General features: G+C 69.3%; 16 protein-coding genes. 5 read left to right on the top strand and 11 right to left on the bottom strand.

Annotation, left to right across the window (positions count from 1 at the left end; all coding sequences use genetic code 11):
- Positions 1–2: 2 nt before the first annotated feature.
- Positions 3–1,106 carry a substrate-binding domain-containing protein gene (locus tag ABN611_RS01945; protein WP_350277998.1) on the bottom strand — a complete coding sequence of 368 codons (1,104 nt, stop codon included), beginning with the start codon at positions 1,104–1,106 and terminating at the stop codon, positions 3–5.
- 148 nt (positions 1,107–1,254) lie between these two features.
- Here ABN611_RS01945 and ABN611_RS01940 point away from each other — a divergent pair, with 148 nt between their 5' ends.
- From ABN611_RS01940 to ABN611_RS01920, 5 genes are read left to right on the top strand one after another with little or no spacing between them, the layout of a single operon-like run.
- Complete coding sequence (locus tag ABN611_RS01940; RefSeq protein ID WP_350277997.1) at positions 1,255–2,265, top strand: hydroxyacid dehydrogenase; 1,011 nt, start codon at positions 1,255–1,257, stop codon at positions 2,263–2,265.
- A 35-nt stretch (positions 2,266–2,300) separates the two neighbouring features.
- Positions 2,301–3,569 (top strand): sugar ABC transporter substrate-binding protein, encoded by a 1,269-nt coding sequence (locus ABN611_RS01935; protein WP_350277996.1) that lies wholly within the window; start codon positions 2,301–2,303, stop codon positions 3,567–3,569.
- Positions 3,570–3,573: 4 nt separating this feature from the next.
- Entirely contained in the window at positions 3,574–4,494 is a 921-nt protein-coding gene (locus ABN611_RS01930) for a sugar ABC transporter permease (protein ID WP_350277995.1), read from the top strand.
- Complete coding sequence (locus tag ABN611_RS01925; RefSeq protein ID WP_350277994.1) at positions 4,491–5,309, top strand: carbohydrate ABC transporter permease; 819 nt, start codon at positions 4,491–4,493, stop codon at positions 5,307–5,309. Before ABN611_RS01930 ends, ABN611_RS01925 begins: the two co-directional genes overlap by 4 nt.
- Complete coding sequence (locus ABN611_RS01920) at positions 5,309–5,980, top strand: hypothetical protein (protein ID WP_350277993.1); 672 nt, start codon at positions 5,309–5,311, stop codon at positions 5,978–5,980. The genes ABN611_RS01925 and ABN611_RS01920 overlap by 1 nt, the downstream gene beginning before the upstream one ends.
- Here the strand turns inward: ABN611_RS01920 and ABN611_RS01915 are convergent.
- From ABN611_RS01915 to ABN611_RS01870, 10 genes are all read right to left on the bottom strand, one after another.
- Entirely contained in the window at positions 5,967–7,712 is a 1,746-nt protein-coding gene (locus tag ABN611_RS01915) for a glycoside hydrolase family 35 protein (RefSeq protein ID WP_350277992.1), read from the bottom strand. The two genes, ABN611_RS01920 and ABN611_RS01915, sit on opposite strands and share 14 nt — an antisense overlap.
- A gap of 46 nt (positions 7,713–7,758) precedes the next feature.
- A complete protein-coding gene (locus ABN611_RS01910; protein ID WP_350277991.1) occupies positions 7,759–8,808 on the bottom strand; it encodes a LacI family DNA-binding transcriptional regulator in 1,050 nt (349 codons plus the stop codon).
- Between the two features lie 22 nt (positions 8,809–8,830).
- Positions 8,831–10,768 carry a family 43 glycosylhydrolase gene (locus ABN611_RS01905; RefSeq protein WP_350277990.1) on the bottom strand — a complete coding sequence of 646 codons (1,938 nt, stop codon included), beginning with the start codon at positions 10,766–10,768 and terminating at the stop codon, positions 8,831–8,833.
- A 28-nt stretch (positions 10,769–10,796) separates the two neighbouring features.
- On the bottom strand, positions 10,797–11,660 hold the full coding sequence (locus tag ABN611_RS01900; protein WP_350277989.1) for a carbohydrate ABC transporter permease: 864 nt from the start codon (positions 11,658–11,660) through the stop codon (positions 10,797–10,799).
- A gap of 9 nt (positions 11,661–11,669) precedes the next feature.
- Complete coding sequence (locus ABN611_RS01895) at positions 11,670–12,626, bottom strand: sugar ABC transporter permease (RefSeq protein ID WP_350277988.1); 957 nt, start codon at positions 12,624–12,626, stop codon at positions 11,670–11,672.
- Entirely contained in the window at positions 12,626–13,870 is a 1,245-nt protein-coding gene (locus ABN611_RS01890) for a sugar ABC transporter substrate-binding protein (RefSeq protein WP_350277987.1), read from the bottom strand. Before ABN611_RS01890 ends, ABN611_RS01895 begins: the two co-directional genes overlap by 1 nt.
- A 305-nt stretch (positions 13,871–14,175) precedes the next feature.
- On the bottom strand, positions 14,176–15,390 hold the full coding sequence (locus ABN611_RS01885; protein ID WP_350277986.1) for an alginate lyase family protein: 1,215 nt from the start codon (positions 15,388–15,390) through the stop codon (positions 14,176–14,178).
- 39 nt (positions 15,391–15,429) lie between these two features.
- Positions 15,430–16,956 carry a glycosyl hydrolase family 28 protein gene (locus tag ABN611_RS01880; protein ID WP_350277985.1) on the bottom strand — a complete coding sequence of 509 codons (1,527 nt, stop codon included), beginning with the start codon at positions 16,954–16,956 and terminating at the stop codon, positions 15,430–15,432.
- Between the two features lie 14 nt (positions 16,957–16,970).
- On the bottom strand, positions 16,971–20,261 hold the full coding sequence (locus tag ABN611_RS01875) for an alginate lyase family protein (protein WP_350277984.1): 3,291 nt from the start codon (positions 20,259–20,261) through the stop codon (positions 16,971–16,973).
- A 16-nt stretch (positions 20,262–20,277) separates the two neighbouring features.
- Positions 20,278–23,121 carry a putative Ig domain-containing protein gene (locus tag ABN611_RS01870; protein WP_350277983.1) on the bottom strand — a complete coding sequence of 948 codons (2,844 nt, stop codon included), beginning with the start codon at positions 23,119–23,121 and terminating at the stop codon, positions 20,278–20,280.
- Between the last annotated feature and the right edge of the window lie 131 nt (positions 23,122–23,252).

Here is a 23,252-nt window from a genome sequence, read left to right as displayed (position 1 = left end):
CTCTAGGAGCGGGCGAACGGCATCGAGGAGTCGCGGATGATCAGCTCCGGCGTGATCAGCACCCGCTGCGTCGGTCGCCGGCGCCCCTCGAGCAGCCGGGCCACCATCATCTCGACCGCGGTCCGGCCGACCATCGGCTTCGGCGGGCGGATCGCGGTCATCGACGGCTCCGCGAGCTGCGCGACTTCGTCGTCATAGGCAACGATCGCCATGTCCTCCGGGATCCGCATCCCGGCCTCGATGCAGTACTGCGCCACGGACATCGCGTCGGGGTCGGAGTGCACGACGAGCGCGGTCGTCGCGGTCGCCGCACACCGCTCGAGCAGCTGGCCGATGATCTCGCGGTGCCCCGGCTCGTCCATCCGGACCGACTCGCGGACGACCATGTCGGCGGGAATTCCGAGGTCCGCGCAGACCAGGTCCCAGCCCTGGGCGAGGTGCGCGGACGTCGGGCTGCCCTTCGACAGCACCAGCCCCATCCGGCGATGGCCCTGGTCGTACAGGTGCCGCACCGCGAGCTCGACCCCGAGCGCGTGATCGCTGCGCACCCACTCGAGCTGGTGGCTGGTCGGTGTCCAGCGCGGCGGCTGCCGCTCGACGAGGATCACCGGGACCGGGAGTTCGCCGATCCACTGGATCATCTCGCCGACGTCGGCACCCTCCAGGTTCGGCGCGAGCAACAGCCCCTGGACCTGCTGGGCCTCGATCAGCCGCGAGATCTGCCGCTGGTCCTCGGCCCAGTCGTACGTCGACCCGCGCAGCTGGATCGCGACGCCGTGGGCCGCTGCCGCCGAGCGCGCACCGCCGACGATCGGCGGCCAGTAGTAGTCCAGCGAGGGCACCACCATGCCGATCGAGAACCGCGGCGCAGTCGCCGTACGCCGCCGGGCCGGTGCGCTGGGCGCCAGCTCGGTCGGTAGCGTGGCGCCGCCGTGCACCTTGGTGAGCAGGTTCTGCGCGGCCAGGGCGGCGATGTCCCGGCGGATGGTCAGCTCGCTGACGCCGAGCAGTTCGGCGAGCTCCTTGACCCGCACGGCGCCGTGCCGGCGGAGCTCGTCCAGCACCCGCTCGTGACGCTGCAGACCGAACAGCCGGTCGTCGGGCACCGCCACCACCTCCGATGTTCGACTCTGAACGTTTCCGATCATTCGCGGACGACCCGTAGATGATCTGAACGGGCCCGTCATCTCATGTTCACATGACCGCAACGGTAACCGCTCTCCAGAGCGCTCGGCCAGTCCCGGGGCTCCGCCGGTGAGCAGGCCACGGGGACTGATCGTGATGAACCAGGACGCCTTCGCCGCGCACTTCGACGCCGCGCGCCTCGAGCGGGTCCGCACCCTGGTCGACCTTCCGGACCGCACCTGGACCGACGAGCTCGACTCGCCGCGGTCCCGCGCGGAGCTGGCGTCCGCGGAGGTCCTGGTCACGTCCTGGGGCGTACCGCGGCTCACCGCCGACCGGCTCGCGGTGGCGCCGCACCTGCGGGCGGTCTTCCACGCGGCCGGCAGCGTCCGCCCGTTCGCCGACGAGGCGCTCTGGGCGCGCGACATCGTGATCACCAGCGGCGCGGACGCGAACGCCGTACCGGTCGCGGAGTACACGCTCGCGGCGATCATCTTCGCGGGCAAAAAGGCCCCGTTCCTGGCGGCGGACGCGAGTACGGCGTACCGCGGCTGGAGTCACCTCGGCGGGTTCGGGGACCTGTCGAACTTCCGCCGCACGATCGGCATCGTCGGGTTCTCCCGGATCGGCCGCCGGGTGGTGGAACTGCTCCGGACGCTCGACGAGCCGACCGTCCTGGTCTCCGACCCGTACGCCGACCCGGCCGAGGTGGCCGCCGCCGGTGCCGAACTCGTCGACCTCGCGGACCTGCTGCCGCGCGTCGACGTGCTGTCCCTGCACGCCCCCGAGCTGCCGTCGACGCATCACCTGATCGGCGCCGCCGAGCTGGCCCAACTGCCGGACCACGCGACCGTGGTGAACACCGCGCGCGGCAGCCTGGTCGACTCGGCCGCGCTCGCCGCCGAATGCCGGACCGGGCGGCTGTACGCGATCCTCGACGTCACCGACCCGGAGCCGCTGCCGGCCGACTCACCGTTGCGCACGGCACCGAACCTGATGATCACGCCGCACATCGCCGGCTCCCTCGGCACCGAGGTGCACCGGCTGACCGACCACGCCCTGGACGAGCTGACCCGCTGGCTGGCCGGCGACCCGCTCCGGGCCCGCATCACGGCGGAGACCTTCCCGCTCACCGCCTGAACCACCCACCACCCCGCAGTACGAAGGAGATCGTCGTGAAGCGACACCTCATTTCCACCCTCGCCGCCACGGCGGCGCTGGCGTTGCTGACCGCCTGCGGTGGCGGCGGCGACGCCGGCCAGGCGGCCGACGGTCCGCAGACCATCAAGGTCGCGCTCTGGAACTACGCGACCACCCCGGAGTTCAAGGCGCTGATCGACGGCTTCCAGTCGGCGAACCCGGACATCAAGGTGGAGCCGGTCGACATCCTCGCCGACGACTACCCGCAGAAGGTCACCACGATGCTCGCCGGCGGCGACACCACCGACGTACTGACGATGAAGAACGTCATCGACTACTCGCGGTTCGCGACCCGCGGCCAGCTGCTCCCGCTGACCGACGAGGCGAAGAAGCTCGACCCCGCGCAGTACTCCGGCCTGAACGCCTACGACCTCGAGGGCAAGTACTTCGCGCTGCCGTACCGCCAGGACTTCTGGGTCCTCTACTACAACAAGACGCTGCTGAAGCAGGCCGGCGTACCGGAGTCGAAGCTGCAGAACCTGACCTGGACCGACTACGCCACGCTGGCCAAGAGCCTGACCAAGGGCGACGGCGCGTCGAAGGTGTACGGCGCCTACCAGCACACCTGGCGTTCGGTGGTCGAGGCGACCGCGGCCGCGCAGACCGGCGGCAACCTGCTGGGCGGCGACTACGGGTTCTTCAAGGACCAGTACCAGCTGACGCTCGACCTGCAGAAGGACGGCGTACTGATGCCGTGGGCAACGGCCAGGAGCCAGAAGATCACGTACAACACGATGTTCTCCACCGGCAAGGCCGCGCTGATGCCGATGGGCACCTGGTACGCCGCGACGCTGCTCGCCGACGTCAAGGCCGGCAAGACCAAGGTCGAGTGGGGCGTCGCGCCGCTGCCGCAGCGCGAGAGCGGCAAGGCGACCACGTTCGGGTCCCCGACGGCGTTCGCGGTGAACAAGAACTCCAAGCACACCGACGCCGCGAAGAAGTTCGTCGAGTACGCCGCCAGTGAGGCCGGCGCGACCGCGGTCGCGAAGGTCGGCGTCACGCCGTCGTTGCAGAGCCAGAAGATCCTCGATACGTACTTCGGCCTGCCCGGCGTCCCGCAGGACGAGGTCGCGAAGAAGGCGTTCAAGCCCGGCGAGGTCGTGCTGGAGATGCCGGTCAGTGACAAGTCCGCGGACATCGACCAGATCCTCACCGAGGAGCACGAGCTGATCATGACGGGGCAGAAGTCCCTCGACGCGGGCCTGAGCGAGATGTCCAAGCGCGTCAAGAACGAGGTCGGCTGAGCGAATGGCTGAGCAAGTAGCCGCGAGAGTTTCCACGCCGGCGCGGGCCCGCCCGCGCCGGCGGCGCAGCAGCACCTGGGTCGGCTGGAGCTTCATCCTGCCGAACTTCCTCGGCTTCGCGACGCTGACCCTGGTGCCGGTGCTCGCGTCGCTCGCGTTGTCGTTCCTGGACTGGGACTCCTACAGCACGCCGCGCTGGGTCGGGCTCGCGAACTTCGAGCGGATGATCCACAACGAGACGTTCTGGACCGCGCTGCGGAACACGGCGTACTACGCGGTCGGGCACGTCCCGCTCACGCTGGTCGCGGCGCTCGGGTTCGCCGTCCTCCTCAACCAGAAGCTGCGGGCAGTGCGGTTCTTCCGGACCGCGCTGTTCTTCCCGTACATCACCTCGCTGGTCGCGGTGGCCGTGGTGTGGAACATGCTGCTCAGCCCGGACCTCGGCCCGGTCAACCAGTTGCTGCGGGCGATCGGCGTCGACAACCCGCCCGGCTGGACCACGTCGACCACGTGGGCGATGCCGGCCGTGATCATGGCCAGCGTCTGGCGCGACCTCGGGTACTACATGATCCTCTACCTGGCCGGGCTGCAGACGATCCCGGCGGAGCTGTACGAGGCGGCGCAGGTCGACGGGGCGAGCGGCTGGCAGCGGTTCTGGCACATCACGGTGCCGTCGCTGCGGCCGACGACGTTCTTCGTGCTGATCATGCTGACGATCTCGAGTTTCAAGGTGTTCGACCTGGTGCAGGTGATGACCGAGGGCGGGCCGGGACGGGCGACGCTGGTGCTGTCCCAGGTGATCTTCCGGGAGGGCATCACCCAGGGCCGGTTCGGCTACTCGTCGGCGATCTCGATGGTGCTGTTCGTCATCGTGCTGACGGTCACGCTGGTCCAGTTCCGCCTGCAGCGAAGGAGTGAGCGATGACCGCGACCATCCGTCGTGGCGCGGCGTACGTGCTGTTGACCTGTCTGTCGCTGGCCGTGCTGGTGCCGTTCGCGTGGATGCTGTCCGCGTCGCTGAAGCTCGACAACGAGGTGTTCAGCGTGCCGATCCGGTGGATCCCGCAGGAGTTCCACTGGGACAACTTCACCCGGATCTGGGACCGGATCCCGCTGCTCACCTACCTGCGCAACTCGGCGTTCCTCAGCCTCGTGATCACGTTCCTGCAGGTGCTGACCGGGAGCTTCGCGGCGTACGGCTTCGCCAAGGTGCGGTTCCCCGGGCGGGACGCATTGTTCCTCGCCTACATCGCGACGATCGCGGTGCCGTGGCAGGCGTACATGGTGCCGCAGTACGTCATCATGCAGAAGGCCGGGCTGGTGAACACGCACCTGTCGCTGATCCTGCTGCAGGCGTTCGGCGCGTTCGGCGTGTTCCTGATGCGGCAGTACTACCTGACGATCCCCGACGAGCTGAGCGAGGCGGCGCGACTCGACGGGCTGAGTGAGTACGGCATCTGGGCGCGGATCATCCTGCCGCTGTCGAAGCCCGCCCTGGCGAGCCTGGCGCTGCTGACCTTCGTCAACACCTGGAACGACTACATGGGTCCGTTCATCTACCTGACCGACAACAACCTGTGGACCGTCCAGCTCGGGCTGCGGTCGTTCGTCGGGCTGTACGACGCGGAGTACGCGATGATCATGACCGGCTCGGTGCTGTCCGTGCTGCCGATCCTGGTGATCTTCCTGCTCGGCCAGAAGTACTTCGTGCAGGGCATCGCGACCAGCGGGATGAAGTGATGAGCTCGCCACTGGCGCGGGTCAACGTCCGCGCGGACGCCTGGGACCTGATCTGGTCCTTTGTGCACCGCGCGCTGCTGGTGAACGCGGTGCTCGCGCTCGCCGGATCGCCCCTGATGCTGGCGCTCGCGACGGTCGCGGACCCGTGGCACTACCCGGTGTTCTTCGCCGTCCTCGCACTCCCGCTCGGCCCGGCGGCGACCGCGGCGTTCGGTTACCTGGCGTACGACGATCCGCGGCCGCCGTCGAGGATCCTGCTCCGCGTGCTGCGGAGGACCTGGCGCCGGGCGTTGTGCACGTCGGCGCTGGCGCTCGGTCTGGTCGGCGTACTCGTCACCGACATCAGGGTCCTGGGCACCGCCATGCCCGGTGCGTTGCTCATCCCGATGCTGGCGCTGCTCGCACTCCTGGCCGGTGCCGCGACGCTGACCAGCTTGGTGCTTCTGGCAACGACCGACGACCTGCGGTACGCCGCCGTACTCCGCGCCGCCGTCTATGCGACGGTCCGCGGCTGGCCGCTCGCCGTACTCTCGCTCGTCGTGCTCGCGGCCGCCGCCGTCATCGTCAGCCAGGTCCCCCTGGCCGGCCTGGCGACGGCGCCCGCGTGCGCGCTGTGGGTCGTGCTGACCAACAGCAAGTTCCAGCTCGCCCGGGTGGTCAGAGCTCGGTAGGGCCGAGGTCGGCGGCGCCGGTGAAGGTGGCTGTCGTGGTCGGCAGAGTGTCGAGCTCGAGGACGACGAGGGTGTTGGTGCCGGAGCGCACCACGGGCGACGGCACGTAGAGCGTCGCCTGCGGGCCGCGGGACCAGTAGCGGCCGAGGTTGAAGCCGTTCAGCCAGGCGATGCCCTTGCCCCAGGCATCCGTCCTCAGGAACAGGTCGGCCGGGTCGTCGAGCTCGAACGTCGCGCGCCAGACCGTCGGCCCCGGGACGAGCGCCGCCGGAGTGCAACCGGCGGAATCCCACAGCTGCGGGAGCCGTTCGAGGTCGATCGCGCACGCCGACCAGCCCGTCAGCTCGTCGGCGCCGAGCCGGACCGGTCCGATCAGGCCCTTCGGCTCGCCGATCCGCGGGCCGTAGTTCACCCGGCCCTGGTCCTCGACCACGAGCTCGAGCCGGCCGCGGCTGTGCGGCAGCATGATCGCCCGCTCGCGGCGTTCGCGCTCCAGGATCCCGACCGGCGCACCGTCGAGGAACACCTGCACCCGGTCGCGCACCTCGCCGAACGACAGCAGGGCGGGACCGCCGCCCGTCAGCTCGGTCCGGAAGATCGCGATCCGGGCGTCGAGATCGTCGAGCGTCGGCACCGCCTCGTGGTCCGACCAGGTGCCCGGTGCCGCGGTGAGCAGCCCGATCGGATCCGCCAGCCGCGCGGTCAGCTCCGGCGCCGCGGCCACAGGTTGCGGCGGCACGGCGTCCGGTACGTCGGCGTACCGCGAGATCACCTCGCGGAACGCGTGGAACTTCGCGGTCGGGTTACCCGCCTCGTCGAGCGGGGCGTCGTAGTCGTACGACGTGACCGTCGGCTGGTAGATGCCCTTGTCGTTGGCGCCGCTCGTCAGCCCGAAGTTCGTGCCGCCGTGGAACATGTAGATGTTCACCGAAGCGCCCGCCGCCAGCAGCGCGTCCAGTTCGGCCGCGGTCTCGGCGACGCCGGTCGTGTGGTGCGGCCCGCCCCAGTTGTCGAACCAGCCGTCCCAGAACTCCATGCACATCAGCGGTCCCTCGGGCTGGTGCCGCCGCAGCGCCGCGAGCCGTTCACCGACGCGCGACCCGAACGACCCGGTGCGCAGGACGCCGTCCAGGCCGCCGGCCTCGAGCATCGCGTCGATCGGCTGGTCGACGGTGCACAGCGGGACCGTGATCCCGGCGCCGCGGATCGTCTCCGCGATCGCCTTCAGGTAGGTGCTGTCGTTGCCGAAGGCACCGTACTCGTTCTCGACCTGGACCAGCAGCACCGGGCCGCCGCGGTCGAGCTGCAACGGCCGCACGATGTCCAGCACGTTCCGCAGATACTCGGTGACGGCGGCCATGAACTTCGGCTCGTACCGGCGTACCTCGGCGCCCGCCTCCTGGAACAGCCAGGCCGGCAGGCCGCCGTTGTCCCACTCCGCGCAGATGTACGGGCCGGGACGGACGATCGCGTACAGGCCGGCCGCGGCCACCTCGCGCAGGAACCGGTCGAGGTCGAGCATCCCCGAGGTGTCGAAGACGCCCGGCCGCGGGCTGTGCGCGTTCCACGGCACGTAGGTCTCGATGGTGTTGAGTCCCATCAGCCGGGCCTTCTCGATCCGGTCCGACCAGGCGTCCGGGTGCACCCGGAAGTAGTGCAGGGCGCCGGACAGGATCCGGAACGGCCGGCCGTCGAGCAGGAAGTCGGACGTGCCGATCGCGAGGTCTGGCATGGAAGCTCCTGTTCGGGGTTGTTTACGTAAACATACCCCAGCTTCGCTACCGGGGTGGTGGGGCAGTGCTGGCGCGGACAACCAGCGGTGCCGCGACCGTGCGGTGCAGGTCGACCAGCTCGCGGCGGTCCTTCAGCTGCCGCATGAGGATCTCGACGAGCTCGTTGCCGATCTGCTGGAACTCCTGCCGCACGGTCGTCAGCGGCGGCCACAGGTGCTCCGCCAGGTCGATGTCGTCGAAGCCGACGACGCTGACGTCCGCGGGCACCCGGCGACCGGCCTCGTGCAGCGCGTGGACCAGGCCGCAGGCCATCTCGTCGTTCGCGGCGAAGACAGCGGTGATGTCGTCGCGCTGGGCGAGCTCCTTCCCTAGTTGGTATCCCGAGCCGGCCGACCAGTCGCCCCGCACCAGCGGTGGTACGTCGCGGCCGGCGTTGCGCAGGGTCTGTTCCCAGGCCGTCGCGCGGAGGGCGGCCGGCCCGGAGTCGTCCGGGCCCGCGATGTGGTGGACGGTGCGGTGGCCGAGCTCCAGCAGGTGCTCGACCGCCGCGCGGCTGCCGCCGGTCTGGTCCGCGCCGACCGCCGGATGGTGCCCGACGAACCGCGAGTCGGACACCACGACCGGCATCGTCGGCGGCAGCGCCAGAGCCGTCGGGGTCGCGGTCTCCGCGCGGATGATGACGAGTCCGTCGATCGCCTGGTGGCTGAGTTGCTGCACGGCCTCGCTGACGTCGCTGGACGACGGTGTCTGGACGTCGACGAGACTGACCGAGTAGCCCTCGCGCCGCGCCGCCTCGATGACCGCTTCGATGGTCTTCGACTCACCGGTGCGGATCACCCGGTGGGCGATCAGGCCGATCGAGCGGAAGTTCCCGCGGCGCAGCGCCCGGGCGGCGTGGTTCGGCGCGTAGCCGAGCTGCCGCATGGCTTCGAGGACCCGCTCCCGGGTCTCCGGCCGGACCGGCTCCGACCCGGTCGACACCCGCGACACGGTCTGCGCCGACACGCCCGCCAGGCGGGCCACGTCACCGATGGAGGGCCCCGATTTCGGGTGACCCTTCACGCCGCGGCGCGGCCGCCTGACCTCGTTCGACATGGCATCAGCATAAGTGCGGCGACTACGCCGTACGGGCGATCAGCAGCCAGCTGACCTGGATGTCGGGTGACCTGGTCGGCGCGATCGACACGGTGATCTTGCCGTCCGCTCCGACCTGGACTCCGCCGTACGACGCCGCGACGCCGGTTGCGGTGAACAGGCGTTGCTGGTCGACGACAGTGCCGTTCACGCTCACCTCTGCCGCGCGGTTCGCCCACGGCCACGGGTCGTAGTACCCGGCGTGGACCGTGTACGTGCCGGGCTCCAGGTTGCCGAAGGTGTAGACCAGCGGCTCGTGGTTCTTGGCGTACCGCAGGGTGGTGTAGAGGTCGCCGGTGCCGGCCGGTGCACTGGAACCCGTGTAACCCCAGGTGGTTCCCGTGCCGGGATCGGTGCCGAGCGGTTGTTCGGGTGCCGAGTTGAGCAGGGGCTGCTCGGTGGTCGCCGCCTGGGTCAGGCGCGTCCAGTCCGGTGTGGCGGTTCCGCCGGCGTTGACGGCGTACCGGAGACCGTGGGGTACGACGACGACCGCGCGGGTGAACGTCCTGCCGTCGGACAGGGTGCCGCGCAGGCTCGCGGGTCCCGGCTGCGCGATGGTCGACGCGTCCCAGGTGACCGGCACCTGCGACGAGCCATCGGCTGTCGTCACCTTGACCGTGCTCGGCAGGCTGCTCGGGTCATTGAGCCAGACCGTTTCCGGGATCGCGCTGGTGACGGTCCACCGTGTGTACGGCGTGAGGTCCTTCAGCGTCCACTCGGTGTCCGGGCCGATCGTCAGGCTGCCGCCCTCACCGAACTTCATCGGCATCCAGACGTACGGCGAGTTCGCGAGGTCGCTCGGCGTCCACCGGTCGCCCATGAACAGGAACTTGTTGCGCTTCTGGTCGACCGGGACCACGTTCGTGCTCTGCGAGCGGTAGGTGTTCGCCGCGCCGGCGCCGGTGATCGGGTTCCCGCGGTCGGTGAACTGGCCGAGGATGTGCTGCGAGGTCGCGTACCGCGCGGGGTTCGGGTCCCAGCCCGTCGCGCCGGACGTCACCAGGTAGTAGGTGCCCTCGGACTTGAACATCGCCGGCGCCTCGCGCTGGTTGCACGCCAGCGTCCGGACGAAGTCCTTGCCCTGCACGGCGTTCTCCGGTGCCGCGGACAGGTACGTGTACGACCTGTTCAGCTTGGAGACGTACATCGTCCGGTTCTCCTCGGAGGAGTAGATGATGTACGCCGTTCCGTCGTCGTCCACGAACACGTTCATGTCCCGCGCCATCCCGCCCGCGGGGTCGAACGCCGACGACGTACCGCACCACGGCACCGAGTCGCTCGGCACCCGGTTCAGCCGGTACGAGTCGATCCACCGGAACGGGCCCTTCGGCGAGTCGGCGATCGCGACGCCGGCCTCGGCCCGGGCGTAGGTCGACGTACTGGTCGGCGACGACGGGCCGTCGGAGTGCACCCACATGACCCACTTCTTGGTGAACCGGTTGTACATCACCTTCGGGCGCTCGAGGATCGACGGCCGCGCCCAGCCGTCGGTACGGACGTCGTTGGTCGACAGGTCCCGCCAGACGACCTCCTTCTGCGCGGCCGAGTAGTCCTTGTAGAGCTTGGCGAAGTACTGGTCGTTCTCGAACTGGTCGGGCGAGCTCATCGCCCGCAGCGCGAGGCCCTGGTCCCGCCAGTTGTAGAGGTCGTACGACGAGTAGACGTGCACGCCCGGGCTGTTGAAGTACCCCTTGCTGCGGTCCTCGCCGTACCAGTAGTAGATACGGCGCCCTTCGGCGTCGGTGGCCGGTACGACCTGACCGCCGTGCGCCTGGACGACCTTGCCGCCGGTGTCCAGCCAGGGCTGTCCGGGGCGGAAGGAGTTGTACTCCTCGGGCGCCTCTGCCCGGGCGGGGCCGGCGAGGAGGCTCGCGCCCAGGGCGGCGAGCAGGACGCCTGTCCAGGTTCTTCGGAATCTCATGATCAGTCCCTCAGGTGGTCGGAGCGGGTCAGCCCTTGAGGCCGGTCTGGGCCACGCCTTGGACGAGGTAGCGCTGGAGGAACACGAACACCAGCACCAGCGGCAGGATCGAGACGGCTGCCGCCATGAACAGTTGCGGGATGTTGATGGTCTGCGCGGTGACGAACGTCGAGAGCGTGACCTGGACGGTCCACGCGCTCTGGTCCTGCGCCACCACGAGCGGCCAGAGGAACGAGTTCCAGCTGGCGATGAACGTGATCACGGCGATCGCGGCGATGAAGTTCCCGGAGTTCGGTACGACGATCCGCCAGAACGTCCCGCCGTACCCGAGGCCGTCGATCCGGGCCGCCTCCTCGAGCTCCTTGGGGAACGAGAGGAAGTACTGCCGGAACAGGAACACGGTGAACCCGCTGAACAGCGACGGGATGATCAGGCCGCGGTAGTCCGAGACCCAGCCGAGCCAGGAGACGATGACGAAGCTCGGCACGAACGTCACCGCGCCCGGGATCATCAGTGTGGCGAGGACGGCGTAGAAGACCTTGTTGCTGTGCGGGTGCTGGATCCGGGCCAGCGCGTAGCCGGCCAGCGCGCTGACCAGCAGGGTGCCGGCGGTGGTGAGGACCGCGACGATCGCCGAGTTCCGCAGCGAGCTGAGCATCGGGATCTCGGGGTCGTTGAACAGGTCGACGAGGTTGTTCCACTGCACGTCGGTGGGGAACAGCGTCCAGCCGGGTGCGGTGATGTCCTTCGTGCTGGCCAGACCGTTGCGGATCAGCAGGTAGAACGGGATCAGGAACAGCAGCGTCATCACGATCAGCACGGTCATGCCGGCGCCGTTCGCGATCCGTCCGGCGACGGTCCGTTGGTAGCCAACGGGTTGTTGAGCGTCCATGACGACCTCCTAGTCGCTGGGCCGGCCGAAGCCGAGCAGCTTGCCCTGCAGCACGGTGACGACGGCGATGATCGCGGCCAGGATCAGCGACCCGGCGCTGCCGAGGCCGAAGTTCTGCTGGCTGCCGAGCGCGAGCTGGTACAGGTAGACGAGCGGCGGGCGCGCGTACTCGACCGCGCCGAGCAGGTTGTAGAACTCGTCGAAGGCCTGGTACGCCGCGATCAGGCAGAGCAGCAGCACCGAGATCGAGGTCGGCCGGAGCAGCGGCAACGTGATGTGCCGGAACACCGGCCAGCCCGGCTTCGCCCCGTCGACGAACGCCGCCTCGTACAGCTCGGGATTGATGTTCTGCAGGGCGGCCAGGAACAGGATCATGTAGAACCCGGCCTGCAGCCACAGCCGCGCCGTCACGATCACCAGCCAGTACCACGGCGGATCCAGCGAGGACAGCCAGCTGATCGGCTCCACACCGATCCAGCCGAGCAGCGTGTTCGCCATCCCGAACCGGACGCCGTTGAAGATCGACAGCTTCCAGATGAGCGACGCGACGACGTACGAGCACGCGGTCGGCAGGAAGAACACCGAGCGGAAGAACGCCCGCGCCACCCGGACGCGGTTCACCAGGACCGCCAGGAACAGCGACAGCGCGAACGTGGTCGGCACGATCAGCACGGCGAACGCGGTGAAGGTGACCAGTGACGAGACGAACGCCTGGTCGCTGAGCATTGTCACGTAGTTGCCCAGGCCAACGAACTTGGTCGGGGTCACCGTGCCCTGCGCGTCGAAGAAGCTGAGGAACGCGCTCCAGATGATCGGGAAGTAGACGAAGACCGCCAGCCCGATCAGGAACGGCCCGACGAACAGCCAGAACGCGCGCCGCTGCCCGTGGATCGCCCGGGTCCGCCGCGCGGCCGGTGCGGATTTGGCTGCTGCCTGCGCGGGCGCCGCGGTGGTCTGCTGCGCCATCACCCGAAGATCTTGTCGAGCTCGGTGCCGATCTTCTTCACCGCGCCGGCCAGCTCGGTCTCCGGGTCGGCGCCCTTGCCGATCACCCGCGTCACGGCGTCGGTGAGCGCGGTGTTCATCGCCGGGGTCCAGTTCGGGTTGCCCTGGACGCCGTACTCCGTGTTCAGCTTCACCGACTCGGCGGCCGGACCGCTCTGCAGCTTCGAGGCCTTCGCGGCGAGGCTCTTCCGCGGCGGAATGTGGAAGCCGTAGCTGAGTGACCAGTCCTCCTGGAGGTCGGTCTTCTCCACCCACAACCACTTCGTGAACGCCTTCGCGGCGTCGACGTTCTTGGACTTCGCGCTGACGAACGCGGACCAACCACCGGAGATCACGGCCGGCTTGCCGCCGGTCGCGCCTGGGAACGGGAAGACGCCGATTTCGTCGGCGCCGAGCGCGGTCGTCATCCCCGGCACCGCCCACATGCCGATCCACTGCATCGCGCACAGGTTCTGGTTGATCGCCGACGGGTCCCACCAGTCGGTCGGCGCGCCGAGCAGCAGGCTCTTGTCGGCCGACAGCTTGCGGAGCTTGACCAGGACCTCGGCGACCTTCGCCGGGTCGAAACCGATCTTGTTCTCGGGCGTGAGCAGCCGCCCGCCGGTGGCGTAGACCGCGGCCGGGAACAGGCCGCCGCCGGTGTTGTTCGCGTCGTTGCCGGCGAACAGGCCCTTGACCGACTTGTCCGACAGCTCCTTGGCGGCCGCGATCAGGTCGTCGACGGTCTGCGGCGGCTTGATGCCCTTGGCCTCGAACAGGCTCTTGCGGTAGTAGATCATCTGCGGGTCGTTGATCATCGGGATCGAGTACAGCTTCCCGTCGATCGAGTTCGCGGCCAGGTCACCCTCGGCGTAGTCGTCCTTGACGTCGGCGATCAGGTCGTCGAGCGGCACGACCTGCCCCGAGCTGACCAGCGACCGCTCGAGGTGCCCCTCGAAGGCGTCCGGCCCGTTGCCGGACGAGAGCCCGCTGGACAGCTTGGCGGGGTAGTCGCCCGGGATCCACTGGATCTGCACGCCGGCCGCGGTGTACTCGGCGGCGTACCGCTTCGCGGCCTCCTGCGTCCCCTTCTCGCCGTACTGGTGGTACCACTGACTGAGCGAGACCTTGGCCCCGCCACCACCGGTGGCGGCTCCGGTTCCCTTGTTCGAGCCACAGGCACCCAGCGCTCCTGCGGCGGCCAGTCCGAGAGCGCCACTGAGCACAGCACGACGGGAGAGATTGGCAGGCGGGGTCATCTCATGCCTCCGGAAATGTTTACGTGAACAGAACGAGTGCCATGATTAGAGCGATCCGGCGGGGTCGCGTCAAGACCTCGGGGCTCACCAATCTTCCGGTGGGAATCTGCCTTGTTTTACGAGCGATCCGGCGAGCGTTGGCCGACCGGACGGACTGACCGCGCTGTCCTCTTGACGCGACTGTGGTCCCGGGTGCAGCATTCGGCGTTAGCGTAAACAGCGAACGGCCCGACCCGAGCATCTAGCTCGGCCCGGGCCGATCGACGGTGCGTTTACTTGGCGTAGGCCAGGGTCCCGAAGCCGGTCTGGTCGAAGCCGCCGCTGGTGGAGCCGTAGTCGCCGCCCCCGCCTTCGGGCCGCACCTGCGCGGCCATCGCGGAGATGTAGGGAACGGAGAGGTACTTGCGCCTGGTGTAGTGGAAGTGCAGGATCTCCCAGACCGGCCGGACCTGGCCGCGACTGGCACTGGAGATCACCGTGTGCTCCCGGTAGGCACAGTCCTGCCCGGTGCCCCAGGTGTACTTCGTGAACGGGACGTCCTGGCCGAGGTTGTACTTCGCGACGTACTGCGCGGCCTTGAGGAACCGGTTGTCGTCGTAGCCGTACAAGTCCTCGCCCTGGTTCCAGGCCATCTCGCAGAAGGCACCCAGCTGCCCGATACCCATCAGCGTGTGGCCCTGGTCCCGGCCGGCCTCCTGCCACTGCGCGAGGCCCTGGTCGTCGTACACGAACGGGATCGCGTGCCGGATCGAGCCGTTGCCGGCGCCGTTCTTGAAGTAGTTCACGGCCTGGTCGTACTTCGCCGCGTCGTCGCAGAGGATGCCGATGGCAAGGATCGAGTTCATCGTGCAGAGGTCCCAGTTGGCCCAGTAGTTCGTGATGCAGGCGTCGTTGTGGTTGACCAGGAACGAGTTGTTCAGCGGGTAGAAGACGTTCAGCATCATCGTCTTGAACCGGGCCAGGTCGAAGCCCGGGTAGTCGCGCATCAGCTCGGCCACGTTCGCGAACTGGTAGCCGTAGATGCCGGCCGCCAGGAACCGGTCCGCGTTACCCGTCACGGTGGTGAGCCTGGCGGACCAGGCGTTGAGGATGTTCCGGGCGCAGTCGCCGTGCGCGGTCGTGCCCTGGACGCGCCAGCGCAGCGCGTTCTGGTAGGCGGCGTGGATGTCGTTGTAGAGGATGCCGTAGTTCTCGCCGGTGCCGCCGCGGACGATCGTGGCCTGCGGGTTCGGCTGCCAGGTGGACTGCGCGTGCCCGTTGGCGACCAGCCGGTTCCAGCCGGACAGCCACGGGTCGTCGCCCGCGGCCACCCGGACCTTCGCGCGGTTGAGGTCACCCCAGTTGTGCAGCCCGCCGGGGTGGGTGAACGTGGCCGGCGCGGCGTCGGCCGGCCGGTCGAGTGCGGTGACGCCGGCGGTGGCCGTCAGTCCGGCCGCGGCCACACCTCCGGCGGCTTTGAGCAGGGTGCGTCGGTCGATCTCCTTCATGTGTCCTTCTCCTCGGGGCGATGGAGCGGTGGGCAAGGGTTATCGGGCCGCGGCGGCCTCCTCCGTCGTAAGGAAGCGCAGGTTGCGGACGTGGTCGTTGACGAACAGCGGCACGCCGTCGGAGGCCAGGTACCAGCTGGGCTTGCCGCCGCTGTCGCGGATGACGCGGCCGTTGACGACGAGGTTCTCGAAGGTGACGTCCTTGACGAGGTGCTCGGCGTCGAGACCGAGCATGACCGACATGCCGGCATGGGTGCCGGCGTAGGAGAGGTCCTTGATGTACACGGACTCGATGCCCCGGCCGGGCGCCGTGTTCCACTTCGGGTTGAAGGTGACCCGCAGGTGGATGAGCTGGCCCCAGCGGATGTCCTCCACGCGCATCCCGTCGACCTTCACGTCCCGTACGAGATTGCCGTCGCCGGGATTGATGGCGATGCAGCCCTGGTAGAGCAGCTGCGGCTCGCGGTGGTCGAGGATGTCGATGTTCTCGAAGCGTAGGTTCTCCAGGACCTCGGGAGCGGCCGGGTCGGGGTTGCCGTGGGTGCCGATGTTGATCGGGTGCGCGACGTCGGCCCACAGGGTGGAGTTCCGGACGGTGATGTTCCGGGTGTCGCCGTAGTAGTCCCAGCGGTGGGTGTAGAGCGCGATGCAGTCGTCGGAGTTGCGCAGGAAGACTCCGTCGATGGTGACGTTCTCGGAGCAGAAGATGTCGATGCCGTCGCCCCAGCCCAGGTGACTGAAGGAGCGCAGGCCGGTGATCCTGACGTTCTCCGACTCGGCGACCGTGATCGTGTTGTACCGGGGGTTGAGCACGGTGATGTCCTCGACCTGGACGTTCTGGGAGTCGTGGACGAGGATCGCGCCGCCGGTGGCGTTGTAGATCATGCCGCGGCCGATCAGCCGGGCGTTCTCGACGCCCTCGAAGACGACGTTCGAGGTGAGGACCGCGCCGCCGGCGAGATAGACGGTTTGGCCGCTGGCGACCTTCAGCGTACGGTCGGGATGCGTGTGGACGCCGGGGCCGAAGTAGATGACGTTCTTGTCGTTCTCATCGGGCCGCTCCGTCTCGATCGGGTTCGCGAACAGGTGCAGGCAGTCGAAGATCTTGTCGTCGACCTGGACGACCAGGTTGCGGGGCCGGTCGAGCGTGAAGCGCAGGGTGCTGCCCTGCACCTCCGGCGTGATGCCGTAGGAGTCGGGCCGGATGCGGGCCTTCTCGAAGGACCCCTTGGTATAGGTGACCTCGACCTCGACGGTGCCGGAGAAGTCGAAGGACGCCATCGAGGAGTTCTGGGCGGTGTTGCGGCCGGTCGCCGGATCGATCAGGGCGAGCTTGGCCAGGTAGACGCCGAGCGTTACCCACGCGCGGCCGGCCGGACGAACCTTCACGGTGAAGCCGGCGTTGGTAGGTACACCGAACGGGATCGGATAGCTGACGACCGTGCTCCCGGCGGCGGTCTGCTCTCCAGCGGCGGCGCGGCCGGCGCCGAGGACACCGGAGGCGGCGCCCACGAGGGCGGCGCCGGCCGCCTTGAGGGTCGTGCGGCGGGTGACTGACATGCTCATCAGCGGCTCCTGGTTCAGCTGATCGATACGTGGTCGAAGACGGTGGTGTTGAGGGCGAAGGGGTTGCGGGACACGACGGCGAGGCCGGCGTGGTACGGCGCGTCGCCGAATCCGGCGATCGCAGCCGGTGCCGCGAGCGGCGTCCAACTGGCGCCGTCGGCGGAGGTCTCGGCGGCGAAGGTGTCGCCGGTACGACGGAGCCGCAGCCATGTCGCGGCGCCGGTCGTCTCGGTGGTGACGAGCGTGGTCGCGACGCGCAGCCGGCGGACGAACTGCGACTTGTCACCGGTCAGGATCACGCCGGCCACCTGGTCGAACGGGGACAGCGACTTGGCCATGAGCAGCCCGATCCGCCCGCCCGGGTCGCTGCTCACGACGCGCGCGGTGATCGTCCGGTCGCCGGTGAGCAGCACGGAGGCGTACTGCGCCGTCATGCCCTGGTTGATGATATTCAGGTCGGAGCCGGCGCCGCGGACGACGAACCTGCCGTCCGCGTAGCTGGTGATGCCGGGCGTGCGGACCGCGACCGCGCCGAACGTGTCGAGCCGGCGTTCGTCGAGCACGTAGTCGCCGAGGTCGCGGTAGGCCCACGGTGCGGGCGGCGGCGCGGCGACCGTGAGAACGAGCTGTTTGTCGCTCGCGGCGGTTGCGTTGGTGGCAGTGACGGTGACGGTGAAGACACCTTGTGCAGAAGGCGTTCCCGAGATGATCCCGGTGCGCGGATCGGTGGCGAGACCGCCGGGGAGACCGCGTGTGGAGTAGCTGGTGGGGTCGTTGGTGGCCGCGATCCGGTAGTGGAACGGCTTGCCGACGTTGGCGTAGGCGGTCGCCGCGCTCGTGATCTCGGGCGCGGGCGGCGCCGGCATCGTCGCGGTCGCCTCCGCCGAGCACGGCCCCGCGCCCGCCACGTTGGTCTTCGCGACCGCGTAGTAGTACGTCGTTCCCGGTACGCCGGTCGCGTCCCGATAGCGCGACTCCACGCCGTACCCGGCCACGTCCCGGGCGATCACCTTGTACGGCCCGCCGGGCGTCGTGCTGCGGTGGACCGAGGAGCGGGCGGAGACGTCGAGGTCGGTCCAGGTCAGCTCGACGGCACTCGGGGTGGCCTTCGCGGACAGTGCGCCGGTGACCGCGTCCGGGCGGCGTACCGACCAGCCCGGGGCGGTGACGTTGTCGAAGGCCGCGGTCGTCGTCTCGGCGTGCGTCGCGTCGAGGGTCGAGCAGACGGCCAGTCCGACGTACAACTGCTGACCGAGCCGGAGCCGTGACGAGCCGGCCTCGGTCCACGTCGTGCCGTCGGGGGAGAGGTAGCCGGTGAAGCGGTTGCCTTCGCGCACGATCCGCACCCAGTACGGCTTGCGCAACCGGTAGCCGTCGCCGGCCGCTTCGACGTACGGCGCCCCGAGCGGGGTTGCCGATTGCGGCAGCGAGCCGAGGTCCGAGATCGGGAAGCCTGCGTTGATCGTGATCGCCTGCTGCTGGGTGGGCGGGACGGCGGTGCTGCCGGTGCCTGTCGTCGGCGCACCGGTCTCCGGCCGGACGGTCCACACCCCGCTCCAGGTGTGCAGCGGCAGGCCCTTGACGAGCATGGACGCGTGCGCGGCGCCGGGGTCGAGCGACTGCCGCATCATCACGCCGACGCTCGCGTACTGCGAGCTGACCGGGTGCACGACCCGCGCGGTGAGGGTGCCGTCACCGACCATCGGAACGTAGCTGAAGCGGAAGCTGTCCTGCGTCCCGCCGAGGTCCGCGCCGCCGGCCTCGATCACGAACGCGCGGCCGTCGAAGTCCGTCCGTCCGGCGCGCCGTACGGTGCCGATGTCCGTGCTCGCCCACGGCAGCCGCTCGATCGCGACGGGCAGCGACACCGCGCTGATCCCGGCGGCATTCGTCGCCTCCACCGTGTAGTAGTACGTCCGCCCCGGCTTCGTCGTACTGTCCACGAAGGACGTCGCGGTGAGACCGCCGGCGATCGTGGTGAATGCACCGTCGGTCGCACGCTTGACGGTGTAGCTCACCGCGTCCGTGCGGCTGCGCGGCTCGACGGAGCGCGCCCACGCCAGCACGACGCCGTTCGAGTCGTGGCGCGCGGTCAGGCCGTACGGCGTACCTGGCGGGACCTCTGGTGTGGAAGGCGGGACGTGGTCTCTGGCCTGGGTGAGTGTGCCCCAGCCCGGGTGGTCGTCGTTGGTGCCTTCCACGAAGCGGCTGCCGCCGCGGAAGACGACCTGTTCGAGGTACGGCGCCCGCAGCCCGCGACGACCCACGTAGTGGCCGTAGGCCAGCTCGTAGATCGGCTGGAACTGGCCGCGGTTGCCGGTGGCGACGGCGGTCTTGAGGTACTTGCCGGTGCGATCGAGGTCGGCGGTGAACGGGACGTCGTTGACGAGGTTGTAGCGGGCGGTGTACTCGAAGCCCTTCAGGATCCGGTCGTCGCCGTGGCCGAAGAGGTCGACGCCCTGGTTCCAGGCGACCGCCGCGGTGTCGGCGAGCAGCCCGAGCGCGAGTTGCGCGTACGCCTGGCTGCGTCCGCTCTCCTGGCCCTGCCCGGTCGCCTCGACCACGATGTGCTCGATCCGGCCGTTGCCCGCACCGGCCACGGCGTACCGGACCGCGTTCTCGAACATCACCCGGTCGTCGCAGAACACCGCGATCGCGATCACCGACTGCAGCGCGGCGAGATCCCAGTTGCCGTTGGCAAACAACGCGGTGCCGGCGAACGAGCGGTACCAGACCTTGCGGAACGACTCGGCGCACCGCTCGACGTCGGCCTGCGCCCAGCCGGTGTAGCCGGTGTGCCGGAGCAGCTCGGCGGCGTTGACGAACTTGAAGCCCTGCAGGCCGGAGCCGAGCTGCCCGTCCGCGCCGGTGATCGTCTCGAGGCTGCCGGACCAGGCATTCAGGATGTCCCGCGCCTTGTCGGCGTGCCGGACGTCGCCGGTGACCGCCCACATCAGCGCGTTCTGGTACGCCGCACACGAGTCGCTGACCGCTTCCGCCATGAAGTTCGCCGGACCGCGACCCCAGGACGTGATGTGCCCGGCGTTGCGGACCACGTAGTCGTACGACGACCTCGGATGCGCCGCGAGCGCCCGGAACCCGTCGTACTGCGGCGCCCGCTGGTGGGCGGCCGCGGCGCGCATGCGGTCCAGGTCGTCGGCGCTGTGCAGAAGTCCGGGGTGTGCGAACCCGGCCGTCGTCGGCGGTTCGACGGCCGCGGCGGGCTGGAAGTGGAGCTGGGTGGCGACGAGTGTTCCACCGGTGGCAAGCAGAACGGTGCGGCGACTGGGGCGTGGATTCACCATCAGGTTCTCCTGCGAATCAGGGGACGTGGAGGAACTGAACCTCGGCGAGATTGGTGAACCCGCCGTGGCCGTCGTAGATGCGGAGCGACCCGTTCAGCGCCGTACTCATTTCCACGCGCTGGCCGTAGATCCGGAACTCGCTGAAGCTGGAGATGCCGGGGTATGCCGGATCCGTCGGTACTCCGGGGTGATCGACCTGCAGCTTGAGGAAGCGGAAGCTCTGGCTCTCGGCTTCGTCGCGGACCGGGATCCGCTCGAGGGCGAAGCCACGGGCGGAGGTGTCGGTGGTCTCGCGGGACGTCAGCAGCGTCCACGTCCGGCCGTCGTTCGAGCCGTACACGTTGGCGCCCTGGGACCGGTTCGCGAAGTTGTACCGCGCCTGCAGGCCGAACGCGTCGGCGCGGATCCGGAAGCCGGCGCCGTAGTCGATGACCGCCGGCGCCCGCAGGTCACCGGAGAAGGTGTTGAAGTCACCGTCGAGCATGTTGCCCAGGGCAACCGGGGTGATCGTCGCCGAGGTGGCACGTCCCCAGTAGTCGAACGATCCGTCGTCGGCCATGGCCGGCGTCAGCTTCTCCAGGTTCGCGACCGCGGCCTGGACAGCGGCGAGGTCGGCGGCGAACGTCGCCGAGTCCGCGCTCCCGGCGTGCGCTTCGGCGTCCGCCACCGTCCGCTCGACCTCGGCCTTCGTCGCGCTCACGTACTCGGCGGCGGCGTCGTAGCCCTCGAGCGCGGCGGCGATGGCGGCCCGTCGATCGGTGCTGACCGTCAGCCGGACCCGCAGTACGGCGTCCGTCGCCGGATCGGAAGCCACCACGAACGTGCGGTATTCGCCGCGCTGCGCCGCTGTCGGTGTCCAGGACAGGGTTCCGGTGCCGGCGTCGACGCGCGCCCCGGCGGGCAACGTCGTACCGGCGGTGTAGGCCAGCGGCTCCTGATCCGTGGCCGGCAACGCGGCCGCGAGCGGTTCACCGGCGACGGCGAGCAGGCGTACGTCGCTCCCTTGCGGGAACTGCGGCGGCGTGAGCTGGGTCTTCGCCTGCAGGTTGACGGCGTCGACGTCGACCGAGACTCCCGGAGATCCGACGATCGTGTAGTAGGCGAGGTTGTCCCCGCCCGCGCTGCCACGCAGCTTGCTGGTGTTCATGTCGTAGGTGATGTAGCGCCACCGGCCGTGGGTGTCCGGCAGCGTCAACGAGTGGTAGGGCGCGAGCGTCCGCTCCTTGCGCAGTTGCAGGGTCGCCGTACCGTTCGTCCGAATCAGCACGCCGACAGGGCTGTAGCTGCCGCGGTCGGCGTACAGCAAGGTGCGGACCGCGATCGTAGTACCCGCCGGGCGTGCGTTCAGGCGGACGAACCCGCGGCCGTCCTCCCGGCGTACCGAAGCTCCCGCGGTGATCGGCACCGTCCGGGTCTCCGCCTGCACCAGCGCGTCCTGCTGCGTGGGCGGGGACGCGGCCGACGCGGGGAACGAGAGCCAGGCGTCCGGGTTGAAGTCCGGGTTGCTGTTCCAGTAGTTGTACGCCGACGTGCCCCAGAAGAACCGCGGGCCGCCGTCCTGCTTCGTCGCGACCTCGGTGATCCTCGGCGCGAGCGCGGCCAGCGCCGGCCCCAGCAGCTCCTTGTAGACGTGGTAGAGCTCGTTGGTCGGGTCGAAGAGCCGTCCGCGATAGGCCTGCGAGAGCACCCCGCCGCGCTGGGTGGTGTCGATCCAGGGGACGTCCTTGCCCGTCATGAACGCGAAGAACGGCTCGGAACCGCGCAGCAGCCGGAAGTCACCGAAGACGTACGGCGAGACGGCGTCGCGGCGCGTCGACACCGTGCCGCGCACCGGGTCGAGCCTGGTTCCCTGGACGTCGATGACGCGGGCCAGCTGGGTCAGCATCGTGACGTCGTCCCAGGCGTGCGCCTGGTCGCGGCCCATCTCCTGGAGCTGGACGAACGTCCGCCCGTACGGGTTGCGCGGATCGTTCCTGGCTATCACCGGCATCACCTTGGTGAGGGCGCCGTTCGTGTGGTCGTCCGGGTTGGTCGCGTTGACCGAGAACCACTCCACCGCCTCCCGGTAGCGCGGCAGGTTGTCGGTGAAGATGTAGCCGGCCATCGCCCCGACGAGCGAGTAGCTGTGCTGGTTCATGAAGTTGCGGTTCCGGTACAGGAACGTCTGCGTCATCGGCACGATCAGGTTGGCCGTCAGGTTCGCGGTGTCGTCCGCGGTCCACCGCAGGTCGTAGCCGCTGCTGCCGGGGTTCACGCTGGTGTAGCGGAGGAGCTCCGCGGCGGCGAGCATCCGCATCAGCGGTGGACCGCTGTGGATGTGCGCGTCCGGGTAGTACGCGTACTTCGCCGGGTCCATGTGGCTCCAGATCCGGAGCAGCCGCAGGCCGTTCTCGCGGTACGCCGGATCGCCGGTGACGACGTACTGGATCGCCTGCGTGTAGGCGCGGAACGCGTCGTCGATGAACAACGACTGCACGCCCTGGGAGTTGAACGCGGCGTTCGCGGGCCGGCCGGGCACGGGGCCGGCGTTCCGCGAGCTGAAGGTCGCCGATGCGTACGACGTGACGTTCATCGCGGCGTAGTACGACGCCCACGGCTCGGCGCCCTGCTTGACCTGGGTACGGGCCCGCTCGAGCGAGGACGCGCTGACCGCGAGGCCCGGATGGACGAACCCGGCCGCGGACGTCACCCGCTCGATGACCGGCAGCGGATACGAGGCGGACGATCCGGCGCGGGCGATTGCGGGTACCGAGCTCAGGGCCGCGCAGACGACGGTGACCGCTGTCGCGGCGGCGGCGACCAGTCGGGCGAGGCGCCGTCGAGCGGTTCGGGGCGGGGGAACTCGGTCCGGATCGGCCATCGCTGCACTCCCAGTTCGTCGGTCTCCTGGCGATCGGGAGCCTGGCATCGGGCCGAGGCGCGGCCAAGAACACAGCGCGGTCCGAAATTTTCCGACCCGCAAAGACAACGTTTGCTATGCGACTCTGAGGC

Origin of the sequence: Kribbella sp. HUAS MG21, from assembly GCF_040254265.1 — a bacterium.
Lineage (GTDB): Bacteria > Actinomycetota > Actinomycetes > Propionibacteriales > Kribbellaceae > Kribbella.
The sequence above is the reverse complement of the archived record's forward strand: the minus strand, read 5'-3'. Positions and strand labels throughout refer to the sequence as shown.

Coding starts and splice junctions, on each gene's coding strand:
- ABN611_RS01900 (WP_350277989.1), bottom strand. CDS start 11,660: ATGGACGCTCAACAACCCGTTGGCTACCAACGGACCGTCGCCGGACGG.
- ABN611_RS01870 (WP_350277983.1), bottom strand. CDS start 23,121: ATGGCCGATCCGGACCGAGTTCCCCCGCCCCGAACCGCTCGACGGCGC.
- ABN611_RS01915 (WP_350277992.1), bottom strand. CDS start 7,712: ATGCCAGACCTCGCGATCGGCACGTCCGACTTCCTGCTCGACGGCCGG.
- ABN611_RS01930 (WP_350277995.1), top strand. CDS start 3,574: ATGGCTGAGCAAGTAGCCGCGAGAGTTTCCACGCCGGCGCGGGCCCGC.
- ABN611_RS01905 (WP_350277990.1), bottom strand. CDS start 10,768: ATGAGATTCCGAAGAACCTGGACAGGCGTCCTGCTCGCCGCCCTGGGC.
- ABN611_RS01920 (WP_350277993.1), top strand. CDS start 5,309: ATGAGCTCGCCACTGGCGCGGGTCAACGTCCGCGCGGACGCCTGGGAC.
- ABN611_RS01880 (WP_350277985.1), bottom strand. CDS start 16,956: ATGAGCATGTCAGTCACCCGCCGCACGACCCTCAAGGCGGCCGGCGCC.
- ABN611_RS01895 (WP_350277988.1), bottom strand. CDS start 12,626: ATGGCGCAGCAGACCACCGCGGCGCCCGCGCAGGCAGCAGCCAAATCC.
- ABN611_RS01925 (WP_350277994.1), top strand. CDS start 4,491: ATGACCGCGACCATCCGTCGTGGCGCGGCGTACGTGCTGTTGACCTGT.
- ABN611_RS01875 (WP_350277984.1), bottom strand. CDS start 20,261: ATGGTGAATCCACGCCCCAGTCGCCGCACCGTTCTGCTTGCCACCGGT.
- ABN611_RS01910 (WP_350277991.1), bottom strand. CDS start 8,808: ATGTCGAACGAGGTCAGGCGGCCGCGCCGCGGCGTGAAGGGTCACCCG.
- ABN611_RS01885 (WP_350277986.1), bottom strand. CDS start 15,390: ATGAAGGAGATCGACCGACGCACCCTGCTCAAAGCCGCCGGAGGTGTG.